This window comes from Aeromonas sp. FDAARGOS 1419 (assembly GCF_019047045.1).
GTDB lineage: Bacteria > Pseudomonadota > Gammaproteobacteria > Enterobacterales > Aeromonadaceae > Aeromonas > Aeromonas veronii.
This window is the reverse complement of record NZ_CP077209.1, coordinates 3184187-3206433: the sequence shown is the minus strand read 5'-3', so window position 1 is coordinate 3206433 and position 22247 is coordinate 3184187. Positions and strand designations below refer to the sequence as shown.

The following is a 22247-nucleotide window of genomic DNA, read 5'->3' as shown; positions in this document are numbered from 1 at the left end:
TGTTTCTCGGGCGCAAGCCCGCTTTTTGGGGAGTCATACCATGACATTTAGCGTTATCGGCAATCTGGCCATCGCCGCCATCTTGCTGTTCTTTCTCTACCGGTTACAGGAAAAACATGTGAGCTTCACCCGCCGGGTATTTGCCGGTCTGGGGCTCGGTATTCTGTTCGGCGCCGCGTTGCAACTGCTTTACGGTGCAGGCTCGCCCGTCATTGTTCAGACCATCGACTATCTGGATATCGTGGGTAGCGGCTATGTGAAGCTGCTGCAGATGATCATCATCCCGCTCATCATGGTCTCCATCATCAGCGCTATCTTGAAGCTCAATGGCGGCACCGCGCTGGGCAAGATCAGCGCCATGACCATAGGCGTGCTGATCTTCACCACCGCCATCGCCGCCGGGGCGGGCATCCTGATGTCCAACCTGTTTGGCCTGACCGCTGAAGGGCTCACCTCCGGTGCCGCCGAGAGCGCTCGTGGCGCCGCGCTGCAGACCACCCTCGGCAGCGTCGAGAGCATGTCGTTTGCCAAGATGATGCTGGAGTTCATTCCCGCCAACCCCTTCCTCGACATGACCGGGGCGCGCAAGACCTCCACCATCGCCGTGGTGATCTTCTCCATCTTCATCGGCCTCTCTGCCACCGGCATCGCCCGCAAGAAGCCGGAGATCTTCGCCAGCTTCAGCCACTTCGTGGCCGTGGCTCATGCCATCGTAATGCGAATGGTGACCCTGGTGCTGCGCCTGACCCCGTTCGGCGTACTGGCGCTGATGACCAAGGTGGTCTCCGGCTCCAACTATGCGGATATTCTTAACCTGCTCAGCTTTGTGATGGCCTCTTACGGCGCCATCGCCATCATGTTTGTCGTGCACCTGCTGCTGGTGAGCATGGTCGGCATCAACCCGCTGCGCTTCCTCAAGAAGATCACTCCGGTGCTGGCGTTTGCCTTCACCTCGCGCACCAGTGCGGGCTCCATCCCGATGAACGTGCAGACCCAGACCAAGTCGCTGGGTATTCCTGAGGGGATCGCCAACTTCGCCGCCTCCTTCGGTTCCACCATCGGCCAGAACGGCTGTGCCGGTATCTATCCGGCCATGCTGGCAGTGATGATTGCCCCGACCGTCGGGGTTAACCCGATGGACCCCGGCTTTATCATGACCCTGATCGCCATCATCACCGTCAGCTCCTTCGGGGTGGCCGGGATTGGCGGCGGCGCCACTTTTGCCGCGCTGATCGTGCTCTCCGCGCTGGACTTCCCGGTGGCGCTGGCCGGTCTGCTCATCTCCATCGAGCCGCTGATCGACATGGGCCGTACCGCGCTCAACGTTTCCGGCTCCATCACCGCAGGGACGGTCACCAGCCGCCTGATGGGCGAGACCGACATGCATGTGTTCAACAGCGATCACGAAGTGAGTCTGGACGGCGAAGAGTCCACCGTCTGATTTGCTGTCGGTTGATCTGCCCGTGGAAAGGGGCGACTCTTTCCCGTCATAGACCGCAGGGAGGGCATGCCCTCCCTGCGCCATTGAGAGGAAAAACTATGAGAATTCTGATCATCGGTGGTGAAGCCGCCGGTATGAGTGCGGCGGCCAAGGCGCGCCGTCTGGCCAAAGATGCCGACATCGTGGTGTATGAGGCCTCCGAGGTGATCTCTTTCGGTGCCTGCGGCCTGCCTTACTTCGTCGGTGACGAGTTTCAGGAGCCCGGCTACATGGCCGAGTTCACCCCGGAGCAGTTCGCTGCCAAGGGGATCGAGGTCAAGATTGGCCATCGGGTGCTAAGCGTCGATGCGGCGGCCCAGACTCTGGTGGTGGAGCACAACGGCGACACCTTCACCGATCGCTACGATCGGCTGATGATCGCCACCGGCGCCCGCGAAGTGATGCCCCCCATCCCCGGTTTGCAGCAGCAAGGGGTATTCGGTCTGCGCCGGATGGCCGACGGGCTGGCGCTCAAAGCTGCGGTGCAAGACAAGAATAATCGCCGCGCCGTGGTGATCGGTTCCGGCTTTATCGGGTTGGAGGTGGTCGAGGCGCTGGTGCATCAGTGCAAGGAGGTGCGTCTCATCGAGCTGGCGGATCGGGTCATCCCCGACGCATTTGATGGCGAGATCACCCAGCACATCGAAACCGAACTGCGCGAGCAGGGGGTCTCTCTCCATCTGGGTGAGCGAGTTGAAGCACTGCTGGGGGATGGCCGGGTGACCGGCGTGCGCACCAGCCAGGGCGAGTACGAGGCCGATATCGTGGTGGTCTGCACCGGGGTCAAGCCCAACACCGAGTTTCTGGCCGATACCGGCATCGAGCGGCTCGGTAACGGCGCCATCAAGGTGGATCGTCAGGGACGCAGCTCGCTGGCCAACGTCTGGTCGGCCGGTGACTGTGCCAGCGTCTGGCACAGCGTGAAGCAGCAGCAGGTCTATGTGCCGCTCGCCACCATCGCCAACAAGCTGGGGCGCATGGTGGGTGAGAACCTGGCCGGGGCCGAGCAGGAGTTCCCGGGCACCCTCGGCTCTGCGGCGCTCAAGGTGCTGGGGCTGGAGGCGGGCCGTACCGGCCTCTCCGAGCAGGAAGCCAAGGTGATGGGCATCGACTATCGCACCGTGGTTATCAAGGACAAGTGCCACACCAACTACTGCCCGGGTCAGTCCGACATTCACGTCAAGCTGGTCTATGAGGCGGGCAGCAAGCGGCTGCTGGGTGGCCAGATCCTCGGTCGCAAGGGGGCGGTACACCGCATCGACGCGCTGGCGGTGGCCATCACCATGGGGGTGACCACCGAACAGCTCGGCATGCTGGATTTTGCCTACGCGCCGCCCTTCTCACGCACCTGGGATGCCCTGAACGTGGCGGGTAACGTCGCGAAGTAAGCGTTGCGATGACGGCGCCGTAACGGGGATCCTGCTTTACAGAGCAATCTGCGGGTAACAGCTGAGGGTAAATTGCAGCGATAAAAAAACCGATGCCAAGGCATCGGTTTTTTGTTAACGGTTTATCCGTATCACTCAGCCACGGCCGAGGCGGTTCTCCGGGTAGTTCTTGGCCAGCACTTCGCGGGCATGCTTGGCCAGCTGCGGCATCTTCAGAGCGTCGTAAGACTCGACCATGATCTCCAATGCCTTCTCGGTTTCGGCTGTGTCGGGGTAGGTTTCGACAATCAGCTTGGCCCGGTTGGCGGCTGCGACCAGTGCATCACGCTTCACGTAATACTCGGCCACGCTCAGGTCATATCGGGCCAGACGATTCTTCAGGCCTATCATGCGGGCGCGGGCATCGGCGGCATAGACGCTGTTGGGGTAGTTCTGCAACAGGGTCTTGAAGTCCTGGAATGCCTGTCGGGCATAAGCCGGGTCTTTGTCGTCACGATCGATACCGAACAGGCTCTGGAAGAAGTTGTAATCCGCCGCCATGTTGGTCAGGCCGCGCATATAGAAGACGTAATCGATATTTTTATGCGCCGGATTGAGGCGGATAAAACGGTCGATATTGGCGATCGCCTGAGCGGTATCATCCTGCTTGTAGTAGGCATAGATGAGGTCAAGCTGCACCTGATTAGAGTAGGCGCCGAACGGGTAGCGAGAGTCCAAAGCCTCCAGCAATTCAGTGGCTTGCACGTAATTGCCAACATCCAGTTTGAGGCGTGCTTTCTGGTACAGGGTCTCCGGCGGTTCGTCGGGTACCTTGGGTTTAGTGCTGGAACAGCCTGTGATCAAGGTAGCGACCAAGGCGAGCGACATCAGCAGGTGAGACTTCTTTCCCATCAACAACATCCGGTCCATTTCCACGAAATTGGCAAAGTATCCGTTATGCTTGGCTAAAAGAAAAGCTAGAATACCCGGATTATTTCGAATTGATACCCCCCGCTCAAGAGACCATACATGAGCCAGCATATTGAACTGACAGGCGAATTCCAGGATCACCAATTCGGGCAGCGACTCGACCAGGCCCTGGCCGAATTGTTTCCAGACTACTCCCGCACCCGCATCAAGGAGTGGATTTTACAGGACAGAGTGACCCTGGACGGTCAGGTTGCCAACACCCCGCGCGAGAAGATTCTGGCCGGGCAGCAGGTGCATGTGAATGTCGAGCTGGAAGATGATACTCGCTGGGATGCCCAGGATATCGAGCTCAACATTGTTTATGAAGATGAACACATTCTGGTGATCGACAAACCGGCCGGTCTGGTGGTTCACCCGGGCGCAGGTACGCCGGATGGCACCATCCTCAACGCCCTGCTGCACCGCTACCCCGGCATTGCCGAGGTGCCCCGCGCCGGTATCGTGCACCGTCTGGATAAAGACACCACAGGTTTGATGGTGGTTGCCAAAACCGTACCCGCCCAGACCCACCTGGTGGAAGCGCTGCAGGCGCGCCAGATCACCCGTGAGTACGAAGCGATCGCCATCGGTCACATGACCGCTGGCGGCACCGTTGATGCGCCCATCGGCCGTCACCCGACCCAGCGTACCCACATGGCCGTGGTGCCCAATGGTCGTCCTTCCGTGACTCACTACCGGGTTCACGAGAAGTTCCGTGGCCATACCCGTCTGCGTCTGCGTCTGGAAACCGGTCGTACCCACCAGATCCGTGTCCACATGGCGCACATCAAACACCCGCTGGTGGGCGATCCCGCTTACGGTGGCCGTCTGCGCCCGCTGCGCAACGCGACCCCAGAGCTGACCCAGGCACTGCGCAACTTCAACCGTCAGGCGCTGCATGCCACCATGCTGCAACTGGCTCACCCCATCACGGGTGAAGTGATGCAGTGGCACTCAGCTACACCGCAAGACATGGTGGAGCTGATGGAAGTGCTGCGCGCGGATACGCTCGCCAATCCGGATGATCTGGTCTGGAACTGATGTGATAGGGCCTGCTGCGTCGGTTTCTGGCGTCATCCGGCCCGAATAGATGCCAATCGGGGTTCCCTTGCAGGAGCCCCGTTTTTATATCGGTGAATTGAAGGAGTCACAGATGAAATGGATCGAACCTGACTGGCCTGCTCCGGCCAATGTCAGAGCCCTGTCAACTACTCGGGATGGCGGGGTAAGCGAGGGGTTGTTCGCCGGGCTGAATCTGGGTGCCCATGTGGGGGATGATCTGGCGCGGGTCGAGGCTAATCGTGCTCGTTTGCAGCAGGTGGCCGCCATCCCGGGGCCCCTCAACTGGCTTAATCAGGTGCACGGCACCGTGGTTCATCCGGTCAGCAGCCATTATGAGCAGGCACCGGATGCCGATGCCGCCTGCGCCCATGAGGCGGATCAGGCCTGCATAGTGATGACCGCCGACTGTCTGCCGGTGCTGTTTTGCGATCGGGCCGGTTCTGTGGTGGCTGCCGCCCATGCCGGCTGGCGTGGCCTGAAAGAGGGCGTGCTGGAGGCGAGTATCGCGGCCATGGGCTGTGAGCCGGGCGAGGTCCTGGCCTGGATGGGCCCGGCCATTGGCCCCACTGCATTTGAAGTGGGGGGAGAGGTGCGCGAAGCCTTTATGGCTGAGCAGGCTGAAGCAGAAGCGGCGTTCGTCCCTTCGTCCAACGACGGCAAATGGTTGGCGGATATCTACCAGCTGGCGCGGTTGCGCCTCGCCCGTGCCGGCGTTACCGCCGTCTATGGCGGCGAATACTGCACCTTCAGCGACAGCGAGCAGTTTTACTCCTATCGTCGCGACGGCCAGACCGGCCGCATGGCCTCCCTCATCTGGTTGGCCCGCTAAGCAATCACCCGCCAAGTAATAGCCCGTCTCTCTCAAGACCAGAGCCGTATGAGAGAGGCGGGGATCCTGCCCTCTCCCCGCTTTGCAGAAAAAATAACCAGCCCATGCCCTTGAAATAGCCCGTACGGGCCTCATCTTTCATCTCAGAAAGTTATGTTGTTTGCCGCGCAAGCGGCGTCTGCCTGTTTGAAGGGGGAGTGCAATGCGCCTCGATCGCCTTACCAGCAAATTCCAGATTGCTATTTCCGATGCCCAGTCTCTTGCGCTGGGTCGTGACCACCAATTCATCGAACCCGTTCACCTGATGACCGCACTGGTCAATCAGGATGGCGGCTCCATCCGTCCGTTGCTCACCCTGACCGGGATGGATATCAATGCCCTGCGCTCCCGCCTCGGCGAGGAGCTGGATCGCCTGCCGCGCGTCAGCGGTGTGGAAGGGGATGTGCAGCTCTCCAACGGCCTCGGCCGGCTGCTCAACGTCTGCGACAAACTGGCCCAGCAGCGCAAGGACCAGTTCATCTCCTCTGAACTGTTCGTGCTGGCGGCCCTCGATGAGAAGGGGACGCTGGGCGAGCTGCTGCGCGCTCAGGGGCTGACCAAAGAGAAACTCGAAGCGGCCATCGACAAGGTGCGTGGCGGCAAGAAGGTGGAGGATGCCAACGCCGAGGAGAACCGTCAGGCGCTGGAGAAGTACACCATCGATCTGACCGAGCGGGCCGAACTCGGCAAGCTCGACCCGGTGATCGGCCGGGATGACGAGATCCGCCGCACCATTCAGGTGCTGCAACGCCGTACCAAGAACAACCCCGTGCTGATCGGTGCTCCCGGTGTCGGCAAAACCGCCATCGTCGAGGGGCTGGCCCAGCGCATCATCAACGGCGAGGTGCCGGAAGGGCTCAAGAACAAGCGGGTGCTGTCGCTGGACATGGGGGCGCTGGTGGCCGGTGCCAAGTATCGCGGCGAGTTTGAAGAGCGGCTCAAGGCTGTACTGACCGATCTCGCCAAGGAGGAGGGCAATGTCATCCTCTTTATCGACGAGCTGCACACCATGGTCGGCGCCGGCAAGGGCGAAGGGGCCATGGACGCGGGCAACATGCTGAAACCTGCGCTGGCCCGCGGCGACCTGCACTGCGTCGGCGCCACCACCCTGGATGAGTACCGTCAGTACATCGAAAAAGATGCCGCGCTTGAGCGTCGCTTCCAGAAGGTGCTGGTAGAAGAGCCGAGCGTGGAGGACACCATCGCCATCCTGCGTGGCTTGAAAGAGCGTTACGAGCTGCACCACCATGTGCAGATCACCGACCCCGCGATTGTGGCGGCGGCCCAGCTGTCGCACCGCTATATTGCGGATCGTCAGTTGCCGGACAAGGCCATCGACCTCATCGACGAGGCGGCAGCCAGCATCCGGTTGCAGATCGACTCCAAGCCGGAAGCGCTCGATCGCCTCGAGCGGCGCATCATCCAGCTCAAGCTGGAGCAGCAGGCGTTGATGAAAGAGGACGACGACGCCAGCCGCAAGCGTCTGGAGCTGATCAATCAGGAGATTGGCGAAAAAGATCGGGAATACAACGAGCTGGACGAAGTGTGGAAGGCCGAGAAAGCCGCCCTCGCCGGCACCCAGCATATCAAGGCTGCACTGGAGCAGGCCCGTCAGGATCTCGATGTGGCGCGCCGCGCAGGCGACCTGGGTCGGATGTCCGAGCTGCAATATGGCCGCATTCCGGAGCTGGAGAAACAGCTGGATCTCGCCACTCAGGCCGAGATGCAGGAGACCAGTCTGCTGCGCAACCGGGTCACCGACGTGGAGATTGCAGACGTGCTGGCCCGCTGGACCGGTATTCCGGTCGCCCGCATGCTGGAAGGGGAGCGCGACAAGCTGCTGCGGATGGAAGATCAGCTGCACAGCCGGGTGATTGGTCAGGAAGAGGCGGTCGATGCGGTCTCCAACGCCATTCGCCGCTCCCGCGCCGGGCTCTCAGATCCGAACCGCCCCATCGGCTCCTTCCTGTTCCTGGGGCCCACCGGGGTGGGCAAGACCGAGCTGTGCAAGGCGCTGGCCGAGTTCCTGTTCGATACCCAGGATGCCATGGTGCGGATCGACATGTCGGAGTTCATGGAGAAACACAGCGTGGCCCGTCTGGTGGGGGCGCCTCCCGGATACGTGGGTTATGAAGAGGGCGGTTATCTGACCGAGGCGGTACGCCGTCGTCCCTACTCGGTGATCCTGCTGGACGAGGTGGAGAAGGCGCATCCGGATGTCTTCAACATCCTGTTGCAGGTGCTTGATGATGGCCGCCTGACCGATGGTCAGGGTCGCACCGTCGATTTCCGCAACTCGGTGGTGATCATGACCTCCAACCTCGGGTCGGATCTGATTCAGGAGCACCACTCCGAGAAGGATTACGACGAGATGAAGGCCATGCTGATGGATGTGCTGACCCGCAGCTTCCGGCCGGAATTTATCAACCGGATCGACGAGACAGTGGTGTTCCATCCCCTAGGCGAGGATCACATCAAGTCCATCGCCCGCATCCAGCTCAAGAGCCTGATGGGCCGACTGGAGGCTCAGGGTTACGAGGTGGAGGTGAGCGAAGCGCTGCTCGAGAAGCTGGTTCACGCCGGGTTCGACCCCGTCTACGGGGCGCGGCCCCTCAAGCGGGCGATCCAGCAGAAGGTGGAGAACCCGCTGGCGCAGGCCCTGCTCTCCGGTCGCATCGTTCCGGGCAAAAAACTGGTGCTGGGGGCCGACAGCAACGGTCTGACCATGACCCAGTAACCGATCTCGCATCTATGTTTGCAACGCCAGCCTTCGGGCTGGCGTTGTCGTATCTGGTGGCGGGGATTTGGGCGCAAAAAAAACGGCAATCCGAAGATTGCCGGGAGGAATGTAGTGACGCGACCTGACGTGGGTTGAGCGGGTCGCAGGGGCAAGCCCCCGATTTCGAAACAAAACCGCTAACGGCCTTGCGTCTTACAGCCTGCCGGGGATGCGCTCGCTCAACCCCGACGGCCACCTGCCTGTTGCCATGCCGGCTGCGATGGCGCCGGTATGGCCTTCATTCGTTACAGCATGCCTTGCACGGCTGCTTTCATCTCGGCTGGCCAGACACCAACCTGCACCTGACCGATATGCTCTTTTTGCAGCAACAGCATGGCCAGGCGGGATTGGCCGATGCCGCCGCCGATGGTCTGCGGCATCCGTGCTGCCAGCAGATCCTGATGCCAGTCGTACTGCAGGCGATCCTCGTCGCCGGTGATGGCCAGCTGGCGGCGCAGCGCCTCGGCATCGACCCGGATCCCCATGGAGGAGATCTCGAAACTGTCCTGCAGTACCGGGTTCCACACCAGAATGTCGCCGTTCAGACCCGCCAGACCCAGCTCGCTGTGGCTGCTCCAGTCGTCGTAGTCCGGGGCGCGCACATCGTGACGCTCACCGTGGGAGAGGGCACCGCCGATGCCGATCAGGAACACGGCCCCCAGCTCTTTGGCGATGGCACGCTCGCGCCCCTTGGCATCGAGGTCCGGGTAACGGGCCAGCAGCTCTTCGCTGTGCAGGAACTGGATCTCGGCTGGCAGGAAGGGGGTCAGCTCATGTTCGGCGCAGACTGCGCGCTCGGTGGCCTTGATGGCGGCCCAGATGCCGCGCACGGTTTCCTGCAGATAGGCGAGATCGCGGCGCTCGCTCGGCATCACCTTCTCCCAGTCCCACTGATCCACGTAGACGGAGTGGATGGGGGTGAGGCGATCCTCGTCCGGACGCAGCGCCTTCATGTGGGTGTAGATCCCTTCGCCCGGGCCGAAGCCGAAGCGACCCAGGGTCTGGCGCTTCCATTTGGCGAGTGAATGGACCACTTCGTAGCTGTGATCCGGCAGAGTTTTTACTTTGACCTGCACTGCATTCTCATGGCCAGAGAGGTTGTCCTGAGTGCCATCACCGACCCGGCTCAGAATGGGGGCTTGCACCTCCATCAGACCCAGTTGCTGGGCGAGTTGGCGGGAGAACATCTCTTTGACGAAGCTGATCTGCTGTTGGCTGCGAATGTAGTGCTGTTTCATGCTGAATTCCTGTTTCAAACCCCGTTGGATGTGGTGATTCTTCAACGGAATGCCAACCAAATTCAATATTCGATAATAGAAATAGGCTTTGTGTGTTTTTTTCTTCAAAATAAGCTGTTGTTTAATGAGGTATCGTCAACGGGGGTGCAAAAAAATGCCGGAAAATTACCGAATCGATAATCTCGATCAGGCCATCCTCACCGCTCTGATGGAGAATGCGCGGATCCCTTACGCAGAACTTGCGAAACAACTGGCGGTCAGCCCGGGCACCATCCATGTGCGGGTGGAGAAGATGAAACAGGCGGGGATCATCGAGGGGACACGGGTGCAGGTTAACCCCAAGAAGCTGGGTTACGACGTCTGCTGCTTTATCGGGATCAATCTGAAGAGCGCCAAGGATTACCCCTCGGCACTGGCCAAGCTGCAGGCGCTGGACGAGGTGGTGGAGGCCTACTACACCACCGGCCACTACAGCATCTTCATGAAGGTGATGACCCGCTCCATCGACGAGCTGCAGATAGTGCTGATCAACAAGATCCAGACCATCGACGAGATCCAGTCCACTGAAACCCTGATTTCGCTGCAAAACCCTATCCTGCGGGATGTGAAACCCTGACCCCTTGATCAGGGTTCGATATAGGGGATGGCGTACTTGTCGTAGAGGGCCTTGAGGCTGCCGTTGCGTTTCATGCGCAGCAGTTCGGCATCGTAGGCCGCCATCAGGGCGGGGGTTTGTGCATCCGCCCGTGCGCGGGCCCAGGTGTTGAAGTAGGGGCTGCTCTTGAGCGGTTTGGGCAGGTAATCGATCTTTCCCGTCAGCCCCTCTTCCTTGATCTGGGTGAAGGCGGTGACCAGCGGCATGGGCACGGTATCGATCCGTCCGGCCAGCAGTTTGCGCAGTTGCAGCTGGTTCATGGTGATCTCCTGAAACTGATAGGCCGGGTCGGTCATGGCTGCTGCCAGTTCAGGGGTATAGGAGAAATCCTTGGTCACGCCGATGCGCCAGGGTTTGAGATCGGCCAGCGTTTCGTAGCGGATCTTCATCAGGTCCGCCTTGCGCACGAAGAAGTGCCAGCTGTGGCGAAGATGGGCCTGTTGGGGATAGATGAGATAACTCTCCCGCTCTGCCTTGTAGGAGTGGGTCATCACCAGGTCGCAGGCGCCGGTTTCGGCGTTGCGGGTGAGGCGGGCACCGGAGTCGGCCAGCTCGATCCGAAAGGGCGTCTCCAGCTTGTCGAAGATGGCGGTGACTATGTCGATATCGAGTCCGCGGGGTTTCTGATCGGCATCGAGAAACTTGAGCGGGGGCTCCATGGTGCCGCAGATCACCAGCTCCTTGGCGGGCAATCCGAGTGGAAACAGCAACCAAAACAGGGGGATCACACGCAAACTACGTCTCCTGAGCCCGTTTGAAGATATTCCAAGACCTGATTCCAGTATATTGGATGGCACCTGATCCGTTAGAAGCGACTGTTTATGGCAAATCCTGAAATCGAAAGCCCGCTGGACGGGATCGACAAGTTGACCGTCTCGCTCTACCGCCTTGGCTTGAGTGCGGCTGCCCTGTTGCTGCTTTGCCGCGGTGCGGCGCTGCTGAGCGGGATGGCACTGCTCCCGTCGGCACAATGGTTGATGTCGCTGGCAGTGGCAAGCGCAATCTGCGGCTTCTCGCTGCATATCTACGACAAGCGGATTCGCCTGATTCTTCAGGGTTTTGGTTGGGGTGCACTGGCCCTGGCTGCGGTGGGGGCACCGGATGCGCTGGTGCTGGGCGCGGCCTTGGCGACCCTCTCCGGGCTGGCGTTCAAGGAGCAGTTTTGCTTCGCCATTCCCGGCATCAAGCTGGTGCCCGTATTGCTGCCGGCGTTATGGCTGCTGGAGTGGTTGCGGGTGGAGTGGGCCGCCGCACTGGTGGCGCTGGTATGCGGCGCCCTGTTGACCTTGCTGGCGCTGGCCAAGTGGCGGATGCCCCTGCACTTCGATATCGGTGACAAGGGGCGTTACCAGATCTAGGTCTGCTGGCACACCTTCATCTGCTGGTTGAGGGCCTGCATCACCTGACGGCGGCTGATGATGCCGACCACCTTGCCCTGTTGCAGCACCGGGTAGATCTTGGGCTTGGCGTCAGCCATCTGGCGGGCCAGCTCCAGAATACTGTCATCCGGCCCGACCGAGAGGGGCGAACGGTTCATCAGATCCTCCACCCGGGTGCGGGTATCGCAGTGGTAGCTGCCGGTGAGCAGGCTGGGGATGCAATCTTGTTCGGAAAGAAAGCCGATCAGCCGTTTCTGCTCATCCAGCACCGGCAGGCCGCCAAGACCCGATTGATGCAGGCGATCCAGTGCTTCTGCCAGGCCGAGTCCGGCAGTGAGGGTGTGGGTCAGGCGACCCATGTGGTGGTGTACTTTCAGCATGGAGGTGACTCCGCAAGAGGGTGATGCCGCCACTATGACGCGGGTGGGTGGCCCGCGACCAATGGCTTGTGCCGCAGGGATTGATAGGCACAAGCCATCGGCGGTGATCCGCTGGCAGGCGGGCTTCGTTCATGCAAGACCATGAAAGGGAAAGGAGATCGTATGCGTGCATTGGTTACGGGCTGCGGCCGTCGACTCGGATTTTATCTCTGTGAACAGCTGGTGGCGGCGGGCTGGCAGGTGACGGGCAGTTATCGCAGCGAGCGGCCGGAGCTGGCCACGCTGGCGGCACTGGGGGTCGAGCTGGTGCAGGCGGATTTTGGCCGGGAAGAGGACGTTGGCAAGCTGATTGATGTGCTGGCTGCCCATCAGGATCTGACGCTGGTGATCCACAACGCCTCGGCCTTCGAGCCGCAGGCAACTGATCCGGCGGCGCAACTGGCCCAGTTCGAGCAGTTCTACCGGGTACACATGGCGGCCCCCTTCCAGCTCAATCGGGCGTTGGCCCCTCAGCTTGCCAGCAACCCCAACGCCAGCATCATTCACATCACCGATATCTATATTCATGCCCCGGTCCCCCGTTTTGCCAGCTATGTGGCCACCAAGGCGGGAGCCCATTCACTGGCCATGAGCTTTGCCCGGGAGCTGGCGCCTGCGGTGCGAGTCAACACCATAGAGCCGGGCCCCATTCTGTTTCTCGACGAGCATGACGAGGCATGGCGCCAGCAGGTGTTGGCGAAAACACCGCTGGCGCGGGAGGGAGGGCTTGAGCCCATCTGGCAGGCGGTGCAGTTACTGATGGGGAACAGTTATATGACGGGGGCCAGCATCAAGGTGGATGGCGGGCGCGCGCTGGCCACTCTCTGAAGATTTGCCAAGCACCAGCGGCTCCAGCCCGACCTGCCGGGTCAGCAAGCCCTTGCCGGGTTTGAGCTTGCCCGACGGGGCGGGGAGCGTCACTTGCAGCGCCACCTTGGGGGCATGCACCTCGCCATGGCCGTAGAGCTCGGCCAGCAGCTCCGCCAGATAGGAATCGACCTCTGCCGAGGCAAAGTCACCGCTCCTGTTGCTGGCCAGAATATCGATGTCGAGCGGCCGGTCGTGCACCTTGCAGAGCGGATCGCTGCGATCCCGGCCGTGGGCCACCTCGAGGGCGACAAAGTGCTGCTTGAGGCGGGCGGCATCGAGCGGGCTCTCCACCACCAGCAGGCAGTTGAGAAAGTCGTGGCTGGAGTGCATTCCCACCGGCTTGGTGCGGATCACCGAACTCAGCCGCAGGGGGCCGACGTTCGCAAGCAGCTCGGCCAGCACTCGGCTGACATGGATATGCGGCTCAAGATTGGAACCAATGCTACACAGATAGAACATGCTCACCTTCCCTGGGTTGGGCTCATCTGAAATGTATACGCAGCTCACGGTTATCGGATTAACTATGGCTTAACATTGTCTTATCTATTGTGATCCGGCACTGATTGGCAGAAAGGAGGTTTGCATGAGTGTGGAGCTGAAATGGGCGCTGTTGACCGCCTCGGGCGCGCTGGCGATGATCATGATTATCTGTCTGGCCTCTGTCGCGTTGGCGTGAATCACCACAATCCAGATAATACAAACCGGCCTGTTGGCCGGTTTTGTTTTTCTGGGCGGTGCAGCTATGCTGGCGCACCGGTGAGAACGCAAGAGAAGAGATGATGACCAAGGTTCGCCCACGCTCCCTGCTGCAGGTGGTATTGATGGGATTTGTGCTGGTGTTGATGCCGCTGGGCGGCATGATCTGGCACAACAGCACCTCCCTTGCCCACCTCAGTCAGCTCACCAGCGACGAGATGGAGCGGGCGGTCAAGGATACCCGCCGCGCCACCCTGCTGACGGCGCAAGCCATCGATATCGAGCGCACCTTGCGCCGCTTCGCGGTGCTGGGGGATCGCCGCAGTCTCACCAGCTACCAGCAGCAACTCGATGGTTATCGGGTGTTGCTGGCGGAACACCGCAACTCCATCACCGACGGCCAGCTCTACAGCGGGCTCGATCAGGGGCTGGCCTGGCTCGACAGCCTGCAGGATGCCGCGCTGGCCCGGGCGGCGGTAGCGGGAGACAAGCTCGAGCAGTTCAACGATGCCAACAAGCAGCTTGAAATAGTCACCCGCAGCCGGGTTGACGAACATATGGATCGGGTGCAGCTCACCATCGCCGGACTGACCAGCGAGCTCTGGTGGGTGAGTGGAGCGGTGGCGGCGCTAAGCCTGCTGATGGTCTTTATCTTCACCTACCTCATCATCCACCCGGTACGACAGATTGAGTCGCGCATCTTGAGTCTGGGAGCCGGGGTCGAACCCGATCCCAAGCCGGTTGACGGCCCTGCCGAGCTGGTATTGCTGGGGGAGCGGATCGTCTGGCTGCACGACAAACTCAAGGAGCTGGAGCTGCAGAAATACCAGTTCCTGCGCCATGTATCCCACGAGCTCAAGACCCCGCTGGCGGTGCTGCGGGAGGGGACGGATCTGCTCTGTGAGCAGCTGGTCGGGCCTTTGACGCCGGATCAGCTGGAGATCTGCCAGATGCTCGACGAGAACAGTCGGCGTTTGCAGACCCTGATCGAGCGGCTGCTCGACTTCAACCGGCTCAGTCAGCAGGAGGCCTTCGAACTGGAGCCCGTCCCCCTGCTGCCGATGTTGTCGGAACTTTCTGCAGAGTACCGGCTGGCATTGGAGTCCAAGCAGATCCGTGTACACTTGCCGACCGTGCCGGTTACCCTGTGGGCGGAGCCCTACCGGCTACGACTGATCCTCGATAACCTCTTCTCCAACGCCGTCAGTTACGGCGCCAGCGGAGGCAATATCTGGATCAGGGCAGGGCAGGATGAACAGATAAGCTGGCTGGAAGTGGCCAACGAGGGGCCCAAGATCCCCGTGGCCGATCAGCAACGCATTTTTGAACCCTTCGAGCAAGGCAGCACAGTGCGGCAAGGCCTCCTGAAAGGCTCGGGCATGGGCCTCTCCATCGCCCGCGAGTCTGCCAACAGCCTGGGGGGAGAACTGGTTCTGGTAGAGGATGAACAGGCGGATGTCTGTTTCAGGTTGACGTTGAAATGAGGACTATGAAGATACAACGCGTATTTCCAGCTCTGATGGCAGGGCTGCTCGCGGGTTGCTCCTTGCTGCCGCAACAGGCAGAGCGGGAGTCCTCCGATATCGCTTTTGCCAAGCGGATGGAGTTTGCCAACAAGGAGATGCAGGTGCGTCTGCAATACTCCGACTGGCTGCTGGCCAGTCACCCCCAGCAACGGGTGCAGGAGCGTCAGCGTCTGAAAGGGGCCGACGATCTGGAGAGCCGGGTCAGTCTGGCCATGGTGGACTCCCACCCCGCCGAATCGGTGGCCAATCGCACCGCCGGTCTGGCGCGCCTGAAGCAGATGCTGCCCGAGCTGGGTCTCGATGCGCAGGCCTTTTTACGTAGCTGGATCGCCCTCGGCGAACAGCTGCTGGCCCGCGACAGCCGTCGCGATGACCAGAGTCAGGAGATCCAGCGGCTGCGCCGCCAGATCGAGCAGCTGACCGCCATCGACGACCAGCTCAACCAGCGCAAGCTGAACGAGAATCGTGAGGTAATACCATGAGCCGGATCCTGTTGGTGGATGACGACGTCAGCCTGCTCAAACTGATGAGCATGCGGCTGCGCAGTCAGGGTTATGAAGTGGATACCGCCGACAGTGCGGAAGGGGCCCTCGACCGGTTGCGTCAGCAACGGGCCGATCTGGTACTGAGCGATCTGCGGATGGCCGGCATGGACGGTCTGGCGCTGTTCGAGCGGATCCAGGCCCAGTGGCTGGGTTTGCCGGTGATCATCATGACCGCCCACGGCACTATCCCGGACGCCATTCAGGCGACCCGCTCCGGGGTCTTCAGCTTCCTGACCAAACCCATCAACAAGGATGAGCTGTTCGCCACCATCGAACATGCTCTCAGCCTGACCCGGCCGAAACAGCAGCAGGAGTGGCAGTCGCTGATCCTGACCCGCAATCCCCAGCTGGAACAGCTGCTGATCCAGGCCCACAGCATTGCGACCATGGAGGTGCCGGTGCTGATCATGGGGCCGTCAGGCTCCGGCAAGGGGGCGATGGCGCAGGCGCTGCATCAGGCCAGCCAGCGGCGCGACAAGCCGCTCCATACCATCAACTGTGCCGCCATTCCGTGGGCGTCACTCGACTTGCAGCTGTTTGGTGAAGATGGCCAGTCCGGACTGTTCGAGCAGGCCAAGGGGGCGACCCTGTTTCTCGACGAGATTGGCAGCCTCTCCGAATCCCTGCAGGCCAAGCTGCTGCAGGTGATGGAGGAGTATGGTCAGGGCACGCCGGAGGTGCGGGTGCTCAGCTCCAGCCATCAGGATCTGGTCAAGGCGATGGAGGAGGGGCGCTTTCGGGAAGATCTCTTCTACCGTCTCAACGTCGCCAATATCACCTTGCCGTCTCTCAGTGCCCGCAGCGAGGATATCCCCCTGCTGGCCCGACAGGCGCTCGACGATTACCGTAGCCGCCACAGCGACTGCGCCGCCATGGGATTTTCGCCCGAGTCGCTGGCGATGCTGGCTGCCGCGGCCTGGCCTGGCAACGTGCGCCAGCTCTGCAACGTGGTGGAGCAGCTCGCCAGCCTCTGTTGCAGTCCAGTGATCGGGGTCTCCATGGTGGAGTCCGCCCTGAGTGGCGGCGGCGGCGGCATCCCCTCGTTCAACGAGGCGCGGGCCGAATTCGAGAAGGAGTATCTGATCCGTTTGCTGCGCACCACCGAGGGCAACGTGACCCTGGCGGCCAACATGGCGGGCAGAAACCGTACCGATTTCTACAAGTTATTGAATCGGCACGGTATTGAAGCAGCAAACTTCAAATCGAAGGGATAAATCAGGCGGGATCAACCACCGCCGGAGCGGCGTCAGCTTTCTGGGTTTTATGGGAGAGCCAGAGGCCGCTCGCCTTCATCAGGTAACCGAACAAGGCGCCAATGATGAGGGAGGGCAGGATCAGCCGCCACTCGCCAGCCGCCCCGAAGGTGGCACAGCAACCGGCAAAGGTGCCGGGAATGTAGCCGAGCCACTGTTGCTTGGCCTGTACGCACATCAGGGTTGCGACCACACCCGTCATCACGTAACCCGCCACGCCCGCCCCCCACAGACTGTCGCCATGGATCAGCAGCAGTGCCCACAGCATGCCGCTGGTGTTGCAGAAGATGGTCTGCAGCAGCGCCTTGTAGCCGCCGCTTGACGCGAAATAGCTGGTGCAGCCGAGAAAGCCGACCCAGGAGATAAGGCCGAACGCGACGGCAATCCAGCCCCAGACGGCGGAGAGAATTCCAGTGGTGATGGCGATGGCGATCAGTGGGCTCATGGGGCGACTCTTCAGTTGGCTTCGCAAAATGGGCAGCCTACCCCCGGCAATCGGGGCGGCAAGCGGGGGCGGAATTGTGTGTGATCTTCATCACCCTTTTCAACTCAGGAATACGCTTGCGCTCGCGAAAAAAATTCATTGGTGACCGGCCTGACAGTCGGCCATAGTTAGAGGCCCTGTCCTGCTCATGGAGTGAGTCTGATGGCGCCAAATGTGATCGTTCCCCTGCTGGTGTTCGTAGTCCTGTTTCTGGTCGGCACCATGGCCAAGGCACTGCCCCTGCACCACATGATGTAAATTTGTGTGAAATAAAAATCTGCCGGGGCGGGTCTTATCCATACTGCCTCACTCAGCCCCGGGAGTTTTTCATGTTGATCAAGCGTCGTACCGCCCACCCCCTCACCGAACAGGATGTCACCCCGGAAGCCGTCTATCAGGACCGCCGCCTTATTCTCAAAGGGCTGGGCCTGGGCGCGGCTACTCTGGCGTTTCCCACTCAGGCCGGTGTACTCGATCTGCTGCGCGGTAAAGAGGATGCTCCCCAATTAGCCACCAAGCCGATCAACAGCAAGCCTGCCGAGCGCCCGGCCAATCTGGTGCTGACACCGGAAGAGAAGGCCACCAGTTACAACAACTTCTATGAGCTGGGCACCGACAAGTCCGACCCGGCTCGCAACGGCCATTACCTCAAGCCCGAACCCTGGACCCTCAAGGTGGAGGGGGAGGTGGCCAAGCCTTTTACACTCGATGTGTGGGACCTCATCAACAAGAGTGAGCTGGAGGAGCGGATCTACCGGCTGCGCTGTGTCGAAGCCTGGTCCATGGTGCTGCCCTGGAACGGCATCTCGCTGGCGGAGATTATCCGCCGTGCCGAGCCCACCAGTCGCGCCAAGTTTGTCGCCTTCGAAACCCTGTTTGATCCGAAACAGCTGCCGGGGCAGGCCTCCAGTCTGGGGGGCGGCATCGAGTATCCCTACGTCGAAGGGTTGCGTATCGACGAGGCGATGCACCCTCTCTCTTTCCTTGCGATGGGGCTCTATGGCAAGACCCTGCCCGCCCAGAATGGTGCGCCGATCCGGTTGGTAGTGCCGTGGAAGTACGGCTTCAAGAGCATCAAGAGCATCGTCTCGATCCGGCTGGTAGAGGAGATGCCGCCGACCACCTGGAACCTGCTGGCTCCCAACGAATATGGCTTCTACGCCAACGTCAATCCGCAGGTGGATCACCCGCGTTGGAGTCAGGCCAGCGAGCGTTTCATCGGCGAGGGCGGGGTGTTTGGCGCCAAGCGTCAGCCGACCCTGATGTTCAACGGCTATGGTGACGAAGTCGCCTCGCTCTATCAGGGGATGGATCTGCGCCAATGGTACTGAGATTGAAACCGGCCCATATCAACGGCTTGCGGGCACTGGTGCATCTGGGCGCTCTCGGCTTCCTGCTCTGGCTGGTTTTTGCCATTCCGGCAGGTCTGCTGGGGGGCGATCCGGTGCCCGAGCTTATCCACTACCTCGGCAAGGGGGCGCTCAACCTGCTGCTGCTCACCCTGCTGGTCTCGCCGCTGGCCAAGCGTTGGCGGCAGGGGCAGCTCATCAAGCTGCGCCGTCCCCTCGGGCTCTGGTGTTTTGCTTGGGCGCTGCTCCACTTCATGGCGTGGCTGGGGCTGGATCTGCAGTTTGACTGGGGTCTGATTGGCGGCGAGCTGGTCAAGCGCAGCTACATAGTGGTGGGGATGGTGGCATTGCTGCTGCTGGCCGCCCTCAGCATCACTTCGCTGCCCGCATTGCAGCGCCGCATGGGCGCCGCATGGCAGAAGCTGCACAATTGGGTCTATGCCATCGCCCTGCTGGTGCCGGTGCACTACTGGTGGTCGCTCAAGAGCGGTTGGGGGGAGCCCCTCGTCTACCTGCTGCTGGCCTGCGCCCTGCTCTGGCCGAGGCGGGAGAAGCTGCTGCGCCCCATGCGGGGACGCTGGAATGCAAAAGAGGCCTAATCGGCCTCTTGTTGTTTGATTTCGCCGGTGTAGGCATCGACGATGAGATGCACCTTCTGATCCTGGCGATTGAGGGTTTTGACCTCGAATTTGTCCCCTTCCAGCTCCACTTCCCGAATGTCGTGATACCCTTGCGCCAGCAGGAGTTTGACCAGCCCGGCCATGTCGAGACGGCTCTGGGCCGCCCAGCTTGTGGCACTCAACAGGCAAAGGATCAGCAGGAAACTGCGCGGGATCATATTCATTCCGGATTCATGGCTGGCAGACTATAAACGCCATTATGTTAGGTTTTTGGAGATGAATCATCCATGAATAGAGCGCTCCCTCTGCTTGGGTTATTGCTGCCGTTGCTGGCACAGGCGGTCACGCCTGATGAAGCCCAGCTGCAGCAAGCTGTCCATGAGGGACGGGTTCGGCCCTTCCATGAAATGATGGAAGTGGCGGCCAGATTGCCGGTGCGGGTGTTGCGGGTGGATCTGGGGGAAGAGGATGGTATCTGGCTCTATGAACTGCGAGTCATCGATCGGGAGAACAGCGTGATCAAGGTGGCCTATCGGGCCGACAACCTTGAGCTGGTGTGGGCCAAGGGCCACCATCTGGAGCGGCTGTTCGAACCGCCAAAGCCCCCGGTCGAGGATGATGAATAACCCCTGTGTGGAAGCCTGTTCATGCGAATTCTGATTGTTGAAGACGAAAAAATTCTGGCCGGCCAGCTGGCTGAACAGCTGCGCCTCTCCGGCTTTGTCACCGACCTCTGCCACGATGGCAACGAGGCCGGTTTTCTCGGCGAGACCGAGCCCTACGATGCCATTATTCTCGATCTCGGTCTGCCGGGTCGCGATGGCCTGAGTGTGCTGAAGGAGTGGCGCAGCAAGGGGATCGATACCCCGGTGCTGGTGCTGACCGCCCGTGGTCAGTTGCACGAGAAGATCGAGGGGCTCAATGCCGGTGCCGACGACTACCTCACCAAGCCGTTCCAGGTGGCCGAGCTGGTAGCGCGGGTGCATGCGCTGGTACGCCGGGCGGCGGGCAACGCCAGCTCCATTCTGGAGATTGGCGGGGTGCGCCTCGACATGGCGGCGTCACAGGTGTGGTACGAAGGGACTCCCATCAAGCTGACCGCCCATGAGTTCCGGGTGCTGGGTTACCTGATGCAGCACAGGGGCAAGGTGGTGTCGCGCAGCGAGCTGATCGACCACATCTACGCTCAGGATTTTGACCGCGACTCCAACACCGTCGAGGTGTTCATCGGCCGGATCCGCAAGAAGACCAACCCCGATCTGATTGAGACAGTGCGCGGCCTCGGGTACCGGATCAACGAATGAGGCTGGTCAGAACCCTGCGGGGGCGACTGCTCGCCATCGCGCTGGTGTGGTGCGGGCTGTTCCTGTTCGCTACCGGCTTCAGTCTGCAGACCATGATGCGCAACTACTGGCAGGAGGCGGAAGCCGACGGCCTGCGCCTACAGCTCTATGATCTGCTCTCCCGGCTGGAAGTGGCCAAAACCGGCCTGCCGGTGGTTACCGGCTCCCTCTCCGATCCCCGCTTCAATCAACCCTACTCCGGCTACTATTGGCAGCTGGAGCTGGGCCGCGATGTGGTGGGGCGCTCCCGCTCCCTATGGGATACCAACCTGAAGAGCGACGGCCTCAAGTCGGCGTTTGGCGATCCCGACCTCTTTGTCGGCAAGGGGCCCAACAAGGAGCCGCTGCTGATCATGACCCGCACCGTGCTGCTGCCCGGTTCGGATCGGGTGTTCACTCTGGTGATGGGCAAGGACAGCAGCGCCCTGACCCAGACCCTCAACAAGACCCGGATCAGCCTGTTCCTCGGTCTCGGCTTTGCTGCTGCCGGTCTGGTGCTCGGCTTCATGTTCCAGATCGTCTACGGCTTGCGGCCGCTGCACCTGCTGCGCCGCGAACTGGGGCGGGTTCACGAGGGTCATCAGGAGGGGTTCCGGCTGCGCTATCCGCTGGAGATCCAGCCGCTGGTGGAGGATATCAACCGGCTGCTGCACCACTACGGCGAGCTGCTTCAGCGGGCGCGCTCCCACACCGGCAATCTGGCCCACGCTCTCAAGACGCCGCTTAGCATCATGCGCAATCAGGTGGCTCAATTGCCGCCGGAGGATCAGGCCGCCATCGGCGAGCAGCTCGACCAGATCCAGCGCCATATCGATTACCACCTCGGCAAGGCGCGGGTGACTGGCGCCGCCAAGATCCTCGGGGTCTCGACCCCGGTGCGGGCGCGGGTGGAGTATATCTGCCGCGCCTTCTCCCGCCTCTATCCGGGCAAGACGGTGGACTTGCAAGTGCCCGCCAATCTGGCGGTCGGGGTGGAGGAGCAGGACTTCGACGAGATGGTGGGCAATTTGCTGGAGAACGCCTTCAAGTGGTCTGCCAGCGAGCTGCGCATCTCCAGCGCCGAGCTGGGGGGCTGGATCACCTTGCGTATCGAGGATGACGGCCCCGGCATGAGCGAAGATCAGATCGCCAAGGCGGTGTTGCGCGGGGTGCGGCTCGACGAGAAGGTACCGGGCTCGGGCCTGGGCCTCAATATCGTCTCCGATCTGGCGGAAGCCTATCGGGGAAGTTTCATCATGGGCCGCGCCGAACTGGGCGGTCTGGCCGCCTCCCTCTCGTTGCCCAAGGTGGCAAGAGTCGAGAGCTAGGCATAACATATGGCATTTGTTTTAGCCTGAGGAAGAGA

General features: G+C 61.2%; 24 protein-coding genes. 17 read left to right on the top strand and 7 right to left on the bottom strand.

What is annotated here, in order from left to right; all coding sequences use genetic code 11:
• Positions 1 to 40 precede the first annotated feature (40 nt).
• Positions 41 to 1441, top strand: a complete 1401-nt coding sequence (locus I6L49_RS14525; protein ID WP_005341918.1) for an L-cystine transporter — start codon at positions 41 to 43, stop codon at positions 1439 to 1441.
• 98 nt (positions 1442 to 1539) lie between these two features.
• Positions 1540 to 2868 carry a CoA-disulfide reductase gene (locus I6L49_RS14520; RefSeq protein WP_216949802.1) on the top strand — a complete coding sequence of 443 codons (1329 nt, stop codon included), beginning with the start codon at positions 1540 to 1542 and terminating at the stop codon, positions 2866 to 2868.
• A 135-nt stretch (positions 2869 to 3003) separates the two neighbouring features.
• Here the strand turns inward: I6L49_RS14520 and I6L49_RS14515 are convergent, their stop codons facing one another.
• A complete protein-coding gene (locus I6L49_RS14515) occupies positions 3004 to 3759 on the bottom strand; it encodes an outer membrane protein assembly factor BamD (RefSeq protein WP_019446583.1) in 756 nt (251 codons plus the stop codon).
• 117 nt (positions 3760 to 3876) lie between these two features.
• Here I6L49_RS14515 and rluD point away from each other — a divergent pair, with 117 nt between their 5' ends.
• The 3 genes from rluD (at position 3877) to clpB (ending at position 8483) form a co-directional block, all read left to right on the top strand.
• Positions 3877 to 4857 carry a 23S rRNA pseudouridine(1911/1915/1917) synthase RluD gene (gene rluD, locus I6L49_RS14510; RefSeq protein WP_005339771.1) on the top strand — a complete coding sequence of 327 codons (981 nt, stop codon included), beginning with the start codon at positions 3877 to 3879 and terminating at the stop codon, positions 4855 to 4857.
• Positions 4858 to 4969: 112 nt separating this feature from the next.
• Positions 4970 to 5707, top strand: coding sequence for a peptidoglycan editing factor PgeF (pgeF, locus tag I6L49_RS14505; protein ID WP_216949801.1), 738 nt, complete (start codon positions 4970 to 4972; stop codon positions 5705 to 5707).
• A 202-nt stretch (positions 5708 to 5909) separates the two neighbouring features.
• Positions 5910 to 8483 carry an ATP-dependent chaperone ClpB gene (clpB, locus tag I6L49_RS14500; RefSeq protein ID WP_216949800.1) on the top strand — a complete coding sequence of 858 codons (2574 nt, stop codon included), beginning with the start codon at positions 5910 to 5912 and terminating at the stop codon, positions 8481 to 8483.
• 287 nt (positions 8484 to 8770) lie between these two features.
• Here the strand turns inward: clpB and asnA are convergent, their stop codons facing one another.
• On the bottom strand, positions 8771 to 9763 hold the full coding sequence (asnA, locus tag I6L49_RS14495; RefSeq protein WP_005341897.1) for an aspartate--ammonia ligase: 993 nt from the start codon (positions 9761 to 9763) through the stop codon (positions 8771 to 8773).
• Positions 9764 to 9917: 154 nt separating this feature from the next.
• Here asnA and asnC point away from each other — a divergent pair, with 154 nt between their 5' ends.
• On the top strand, positions 9918 to 10379 hold the full coding sequence (gene asnC, locus I6L49_RS14490; protein ID WP_005339783.1) for a transcriptional regulator AsnC: 462 nt from the start codon (positions 9918 to 9920) through the stop codon (positions 10377 to 10379).
• A gap of 8 nt (positions 10380 to 10387) precedes the next feature.
• On the opposite strand, the gene I6L49_RS14485 is transcribed toward asnC, so the two are convergent.
• The gene (locus I6L49_RS14485; RefSeq protein ID WP_123173967.1) at positions 10388 to 11152 is read right to left on the bottom strand and encodes an ABC transporter substrate-binding protein; all 765 of its coding nucleotides are present in this window, start codon (positions 11150 to 11152) and stop codon (positions 10388 to 10390) included.
• An 87-nt stretch (positions 11153 to 11239) separates the two neighbouring features.
• Here I6L49_RS14485 and I6L49_RS14480 point away from each other — a divergent pair, with 87 nt between their 5' ends.
• Positions 11240 to 11776 (top strand): DUF2301 domain-containing membrane protein, encoded by a 537-nt coding sequence (locus I6L49_RS14480; protein ID WP_005357578.1) that lies wholly within the window; start codon positions 11240 to 11242, stop codon positions 11774 to 11776.
• Here the strand turns inward: I6L49_RS14480 and I6L49_RS14475 are convergent.
• Entirely contained in the window at positions 11773 to 12177 is a 405-nt protein-coding gene (locus I6L49_RS14475; RefSeq protein ID WP_201994929.1) for a CBS domain-containing protein, read from the bottom strand. The genes I6L49_RS14480 and I6L49_RS14475 overlap by 4 nt on opposite strands.
• A gap of 162 nt (positions 12178 to 12339) precedes the next feature.
• On the opposite strand from I6L49_RS14475, the gene I6L49_RS14470 reads away from it, so the two are divergent.
• Entirely contained in the window at positions 12340 to 13044 is a 705-nt protein-coding gene (locus tag I6L49_RS14470) for an SDR family oxidoreductase (protein WP_216949799.1), read from the top strand.
• On the opposite strand, the gene I6L49_RS14465 is transcribed toward I6L49_RS14470, so the two are convergent.
• Positions 12970 to 13545, bottom strand: a complete 576-nt coding sequence (locus I6L49_RS14465) for a 2-amino-4-hydroxy-6-hydroxymethyldihydropteridine diphosphokinase (protein WP_216949798.1) — start codon at positions 13543 to 13545, stop codon at positions 12970 to 12972. The genes I6L49_RS14470 and I6L49_RS14465 overlap by 75 nt on opposite strands.
• Positions 13546 to 13669: 124 nt before the next feature.
• Between I6L49_RS14465 and I6L49_RS14460 the strand changes: the two genes are divergently transcribed.
• The 4 genes from I6L49_RS14460 to I6L49_RS14445 all read left to right on the top strand — a co-directional run bounded on the left by I6L49_RS14460 (position 13670) and on the right by I6L49_RS14445 (position 17067).
• The gene (locus I6L49_RS14460; RefSeq protein WP_005339800.1) at positions 13670 to 13762 is read left to right on the top strand and encodes a YnhF family membrane protein; all 93 of its coding nucleotides are present in this window, start codon (positions 13670 to 13672) and stop codon (positions 13760 to 13762) included.
• Between the two features lie 103 nt (positions 13763 to 13865).
• Complete coding sequence (locus tag I6L49_RS14455) at positions 13866 to 15266, top strand: HAMP domain-containing sensor histidine kinase (protein WP_047440386.1); 1401 nt, start codon at positions 13866 to 13868, stop codon at positions 15264 to 15266.
• A 5-nt stretch (positions 15267 to 15271) separates the two neighbouring features.
• Positions 15272 to 15790 carry a hypothetical protein gene (locus tag I6L49_RS14450; RefSeq protein ID WP_013724185.1) on the top strand — a complete coding sequence of 173 codons (519 nt, stop codon included), beginning with the start codon at positions 15272 to 15274 and terminating at the stop codon, positions 15788 to 15790.
• Complete coding sequence (locus tag I6L49_RS14445) at positions 15787 to 17067, top strand: sigma 54-interacting transcriptional regulator (protein ID WP_005339807.1); 1281 nt, start codon at positions 15787 to 15789, stop codon at positions 17065 to 17067. The genes I6L49_RS14450 and I6L49_RS14445 overlap by 4 nt, the downstream gene beginning before the upstream one ends.
• A 1-nt stretch (position 17068) precedes the next feature.
• On the opposite strand, the gene I6L49_RS14440 is transcribed toward I6L49_RS14445, so the two are convergent.
• Positions 17069 to 17551, bottom strand: a complete 483-nt coding sequence (locus I6L49_RS14440) for a DUF1097 domain-containing protein (protein WP_005339809.1) — start codon at positions 17549 to 17551, stop codon at positions 17069 to 17071.
• A 368-nt stretch (positions 17552 to 17919) separates the two neighbouring features.
• On the opposite strand from I6L49_RS14440, the gene msrP reads away from it, so the two are divergent.
• Together msrP and msrQ are read left to right on the top strand one after the other, a co-directional pair.
• The gene (gene msrP / locus I6L49_RS14435; RefSeq protein WP_216949797.1) at positions 17920 to 18921 is read left to right on the top strand and encodes a protein-methionine-sulfoxide reductase catalytic subunit MsrP; all 1002 of its coding nucleotides are present in this window, start codon (positions 17920 to 17922) and stop codon (positions 18919 to 18921) included.
• On the top strand, positions 18912 to 19538 hold the full coding sequence (msrQ, locus tag I6L49_RS14430) for a protein-methionine-sulfoxide reductase heme-binding subunit MsrQ (RefSeq protein WP_216949796.1): 627 nt from the start codon (positions 18912 to 18914) through the stop codon (positions 19536 to 19538). Before msrP ends, msrQ begins: the two co-directional genes overlap by 10 nt.
• Here the strand turns inward: msrQ and I6L49_RS14425 are convergent.
• Positions 19535 to 19783, bottom strand: coding sequence for a PepSY domain-containing protein (locus I6L49_RS14425; protein WP_013724184.1), 249 nt, complete (start codon positions 19781 to 19783; stop codon positions 19535 to 19537). The genes msrQ and I6L49_RS14425 overlap by 4 nt on opposite strands.
• A gap of 63 nt (positions 19784 to 19846) precedes the next feature.
• Between I6L49_RS14425 and I6L49_RS14420 the strand changes: the two genes are divergently transcribed.
• The 3 genes from I6L49_RS14420 to I6L49_RS14410 are packed head-to-tail and all read left to right on the top strand — an operon-like array spanning position 19847 to position 22209.
• Positions 19847 to 20185 (top strand): PepSY domain-containing protein, encoded by a 339-nt coding sequence (locus tag I6L49_RS14420; protein ID WP_005341875.1) that lies wholly within the window; start codon positions 19847 to 19849, stop codon positions 20183 to 20185.
• 21 nt (positions 20186 to 20206) lie between these two features.
• Complete coding sequence (locus I6L49_RS14415; RefSeq protein ID WP_005339826.1) at positions 20207 to 20863, top strand: response regulator transcription factor; 657 nt, start codon at positions 20207 to 20209, stop codon at positions 20861 to 20863.
• A complete protein-coding gene (locus I6L49_RS14410) occupies positions 20860 to 22209 on the top strand; it encodes a sensor histidine kinase (protein ID WP_216949795.1) in 1350 nt (449 codons plus the stop codon). The genes I6L49_RS14415 and I6L49_RS14410 overlap by 4 nt, the downstream gene beginning before the upstream one ends.
• Positions 22210 to 22247: the final 38 nt, after the last annotated feature.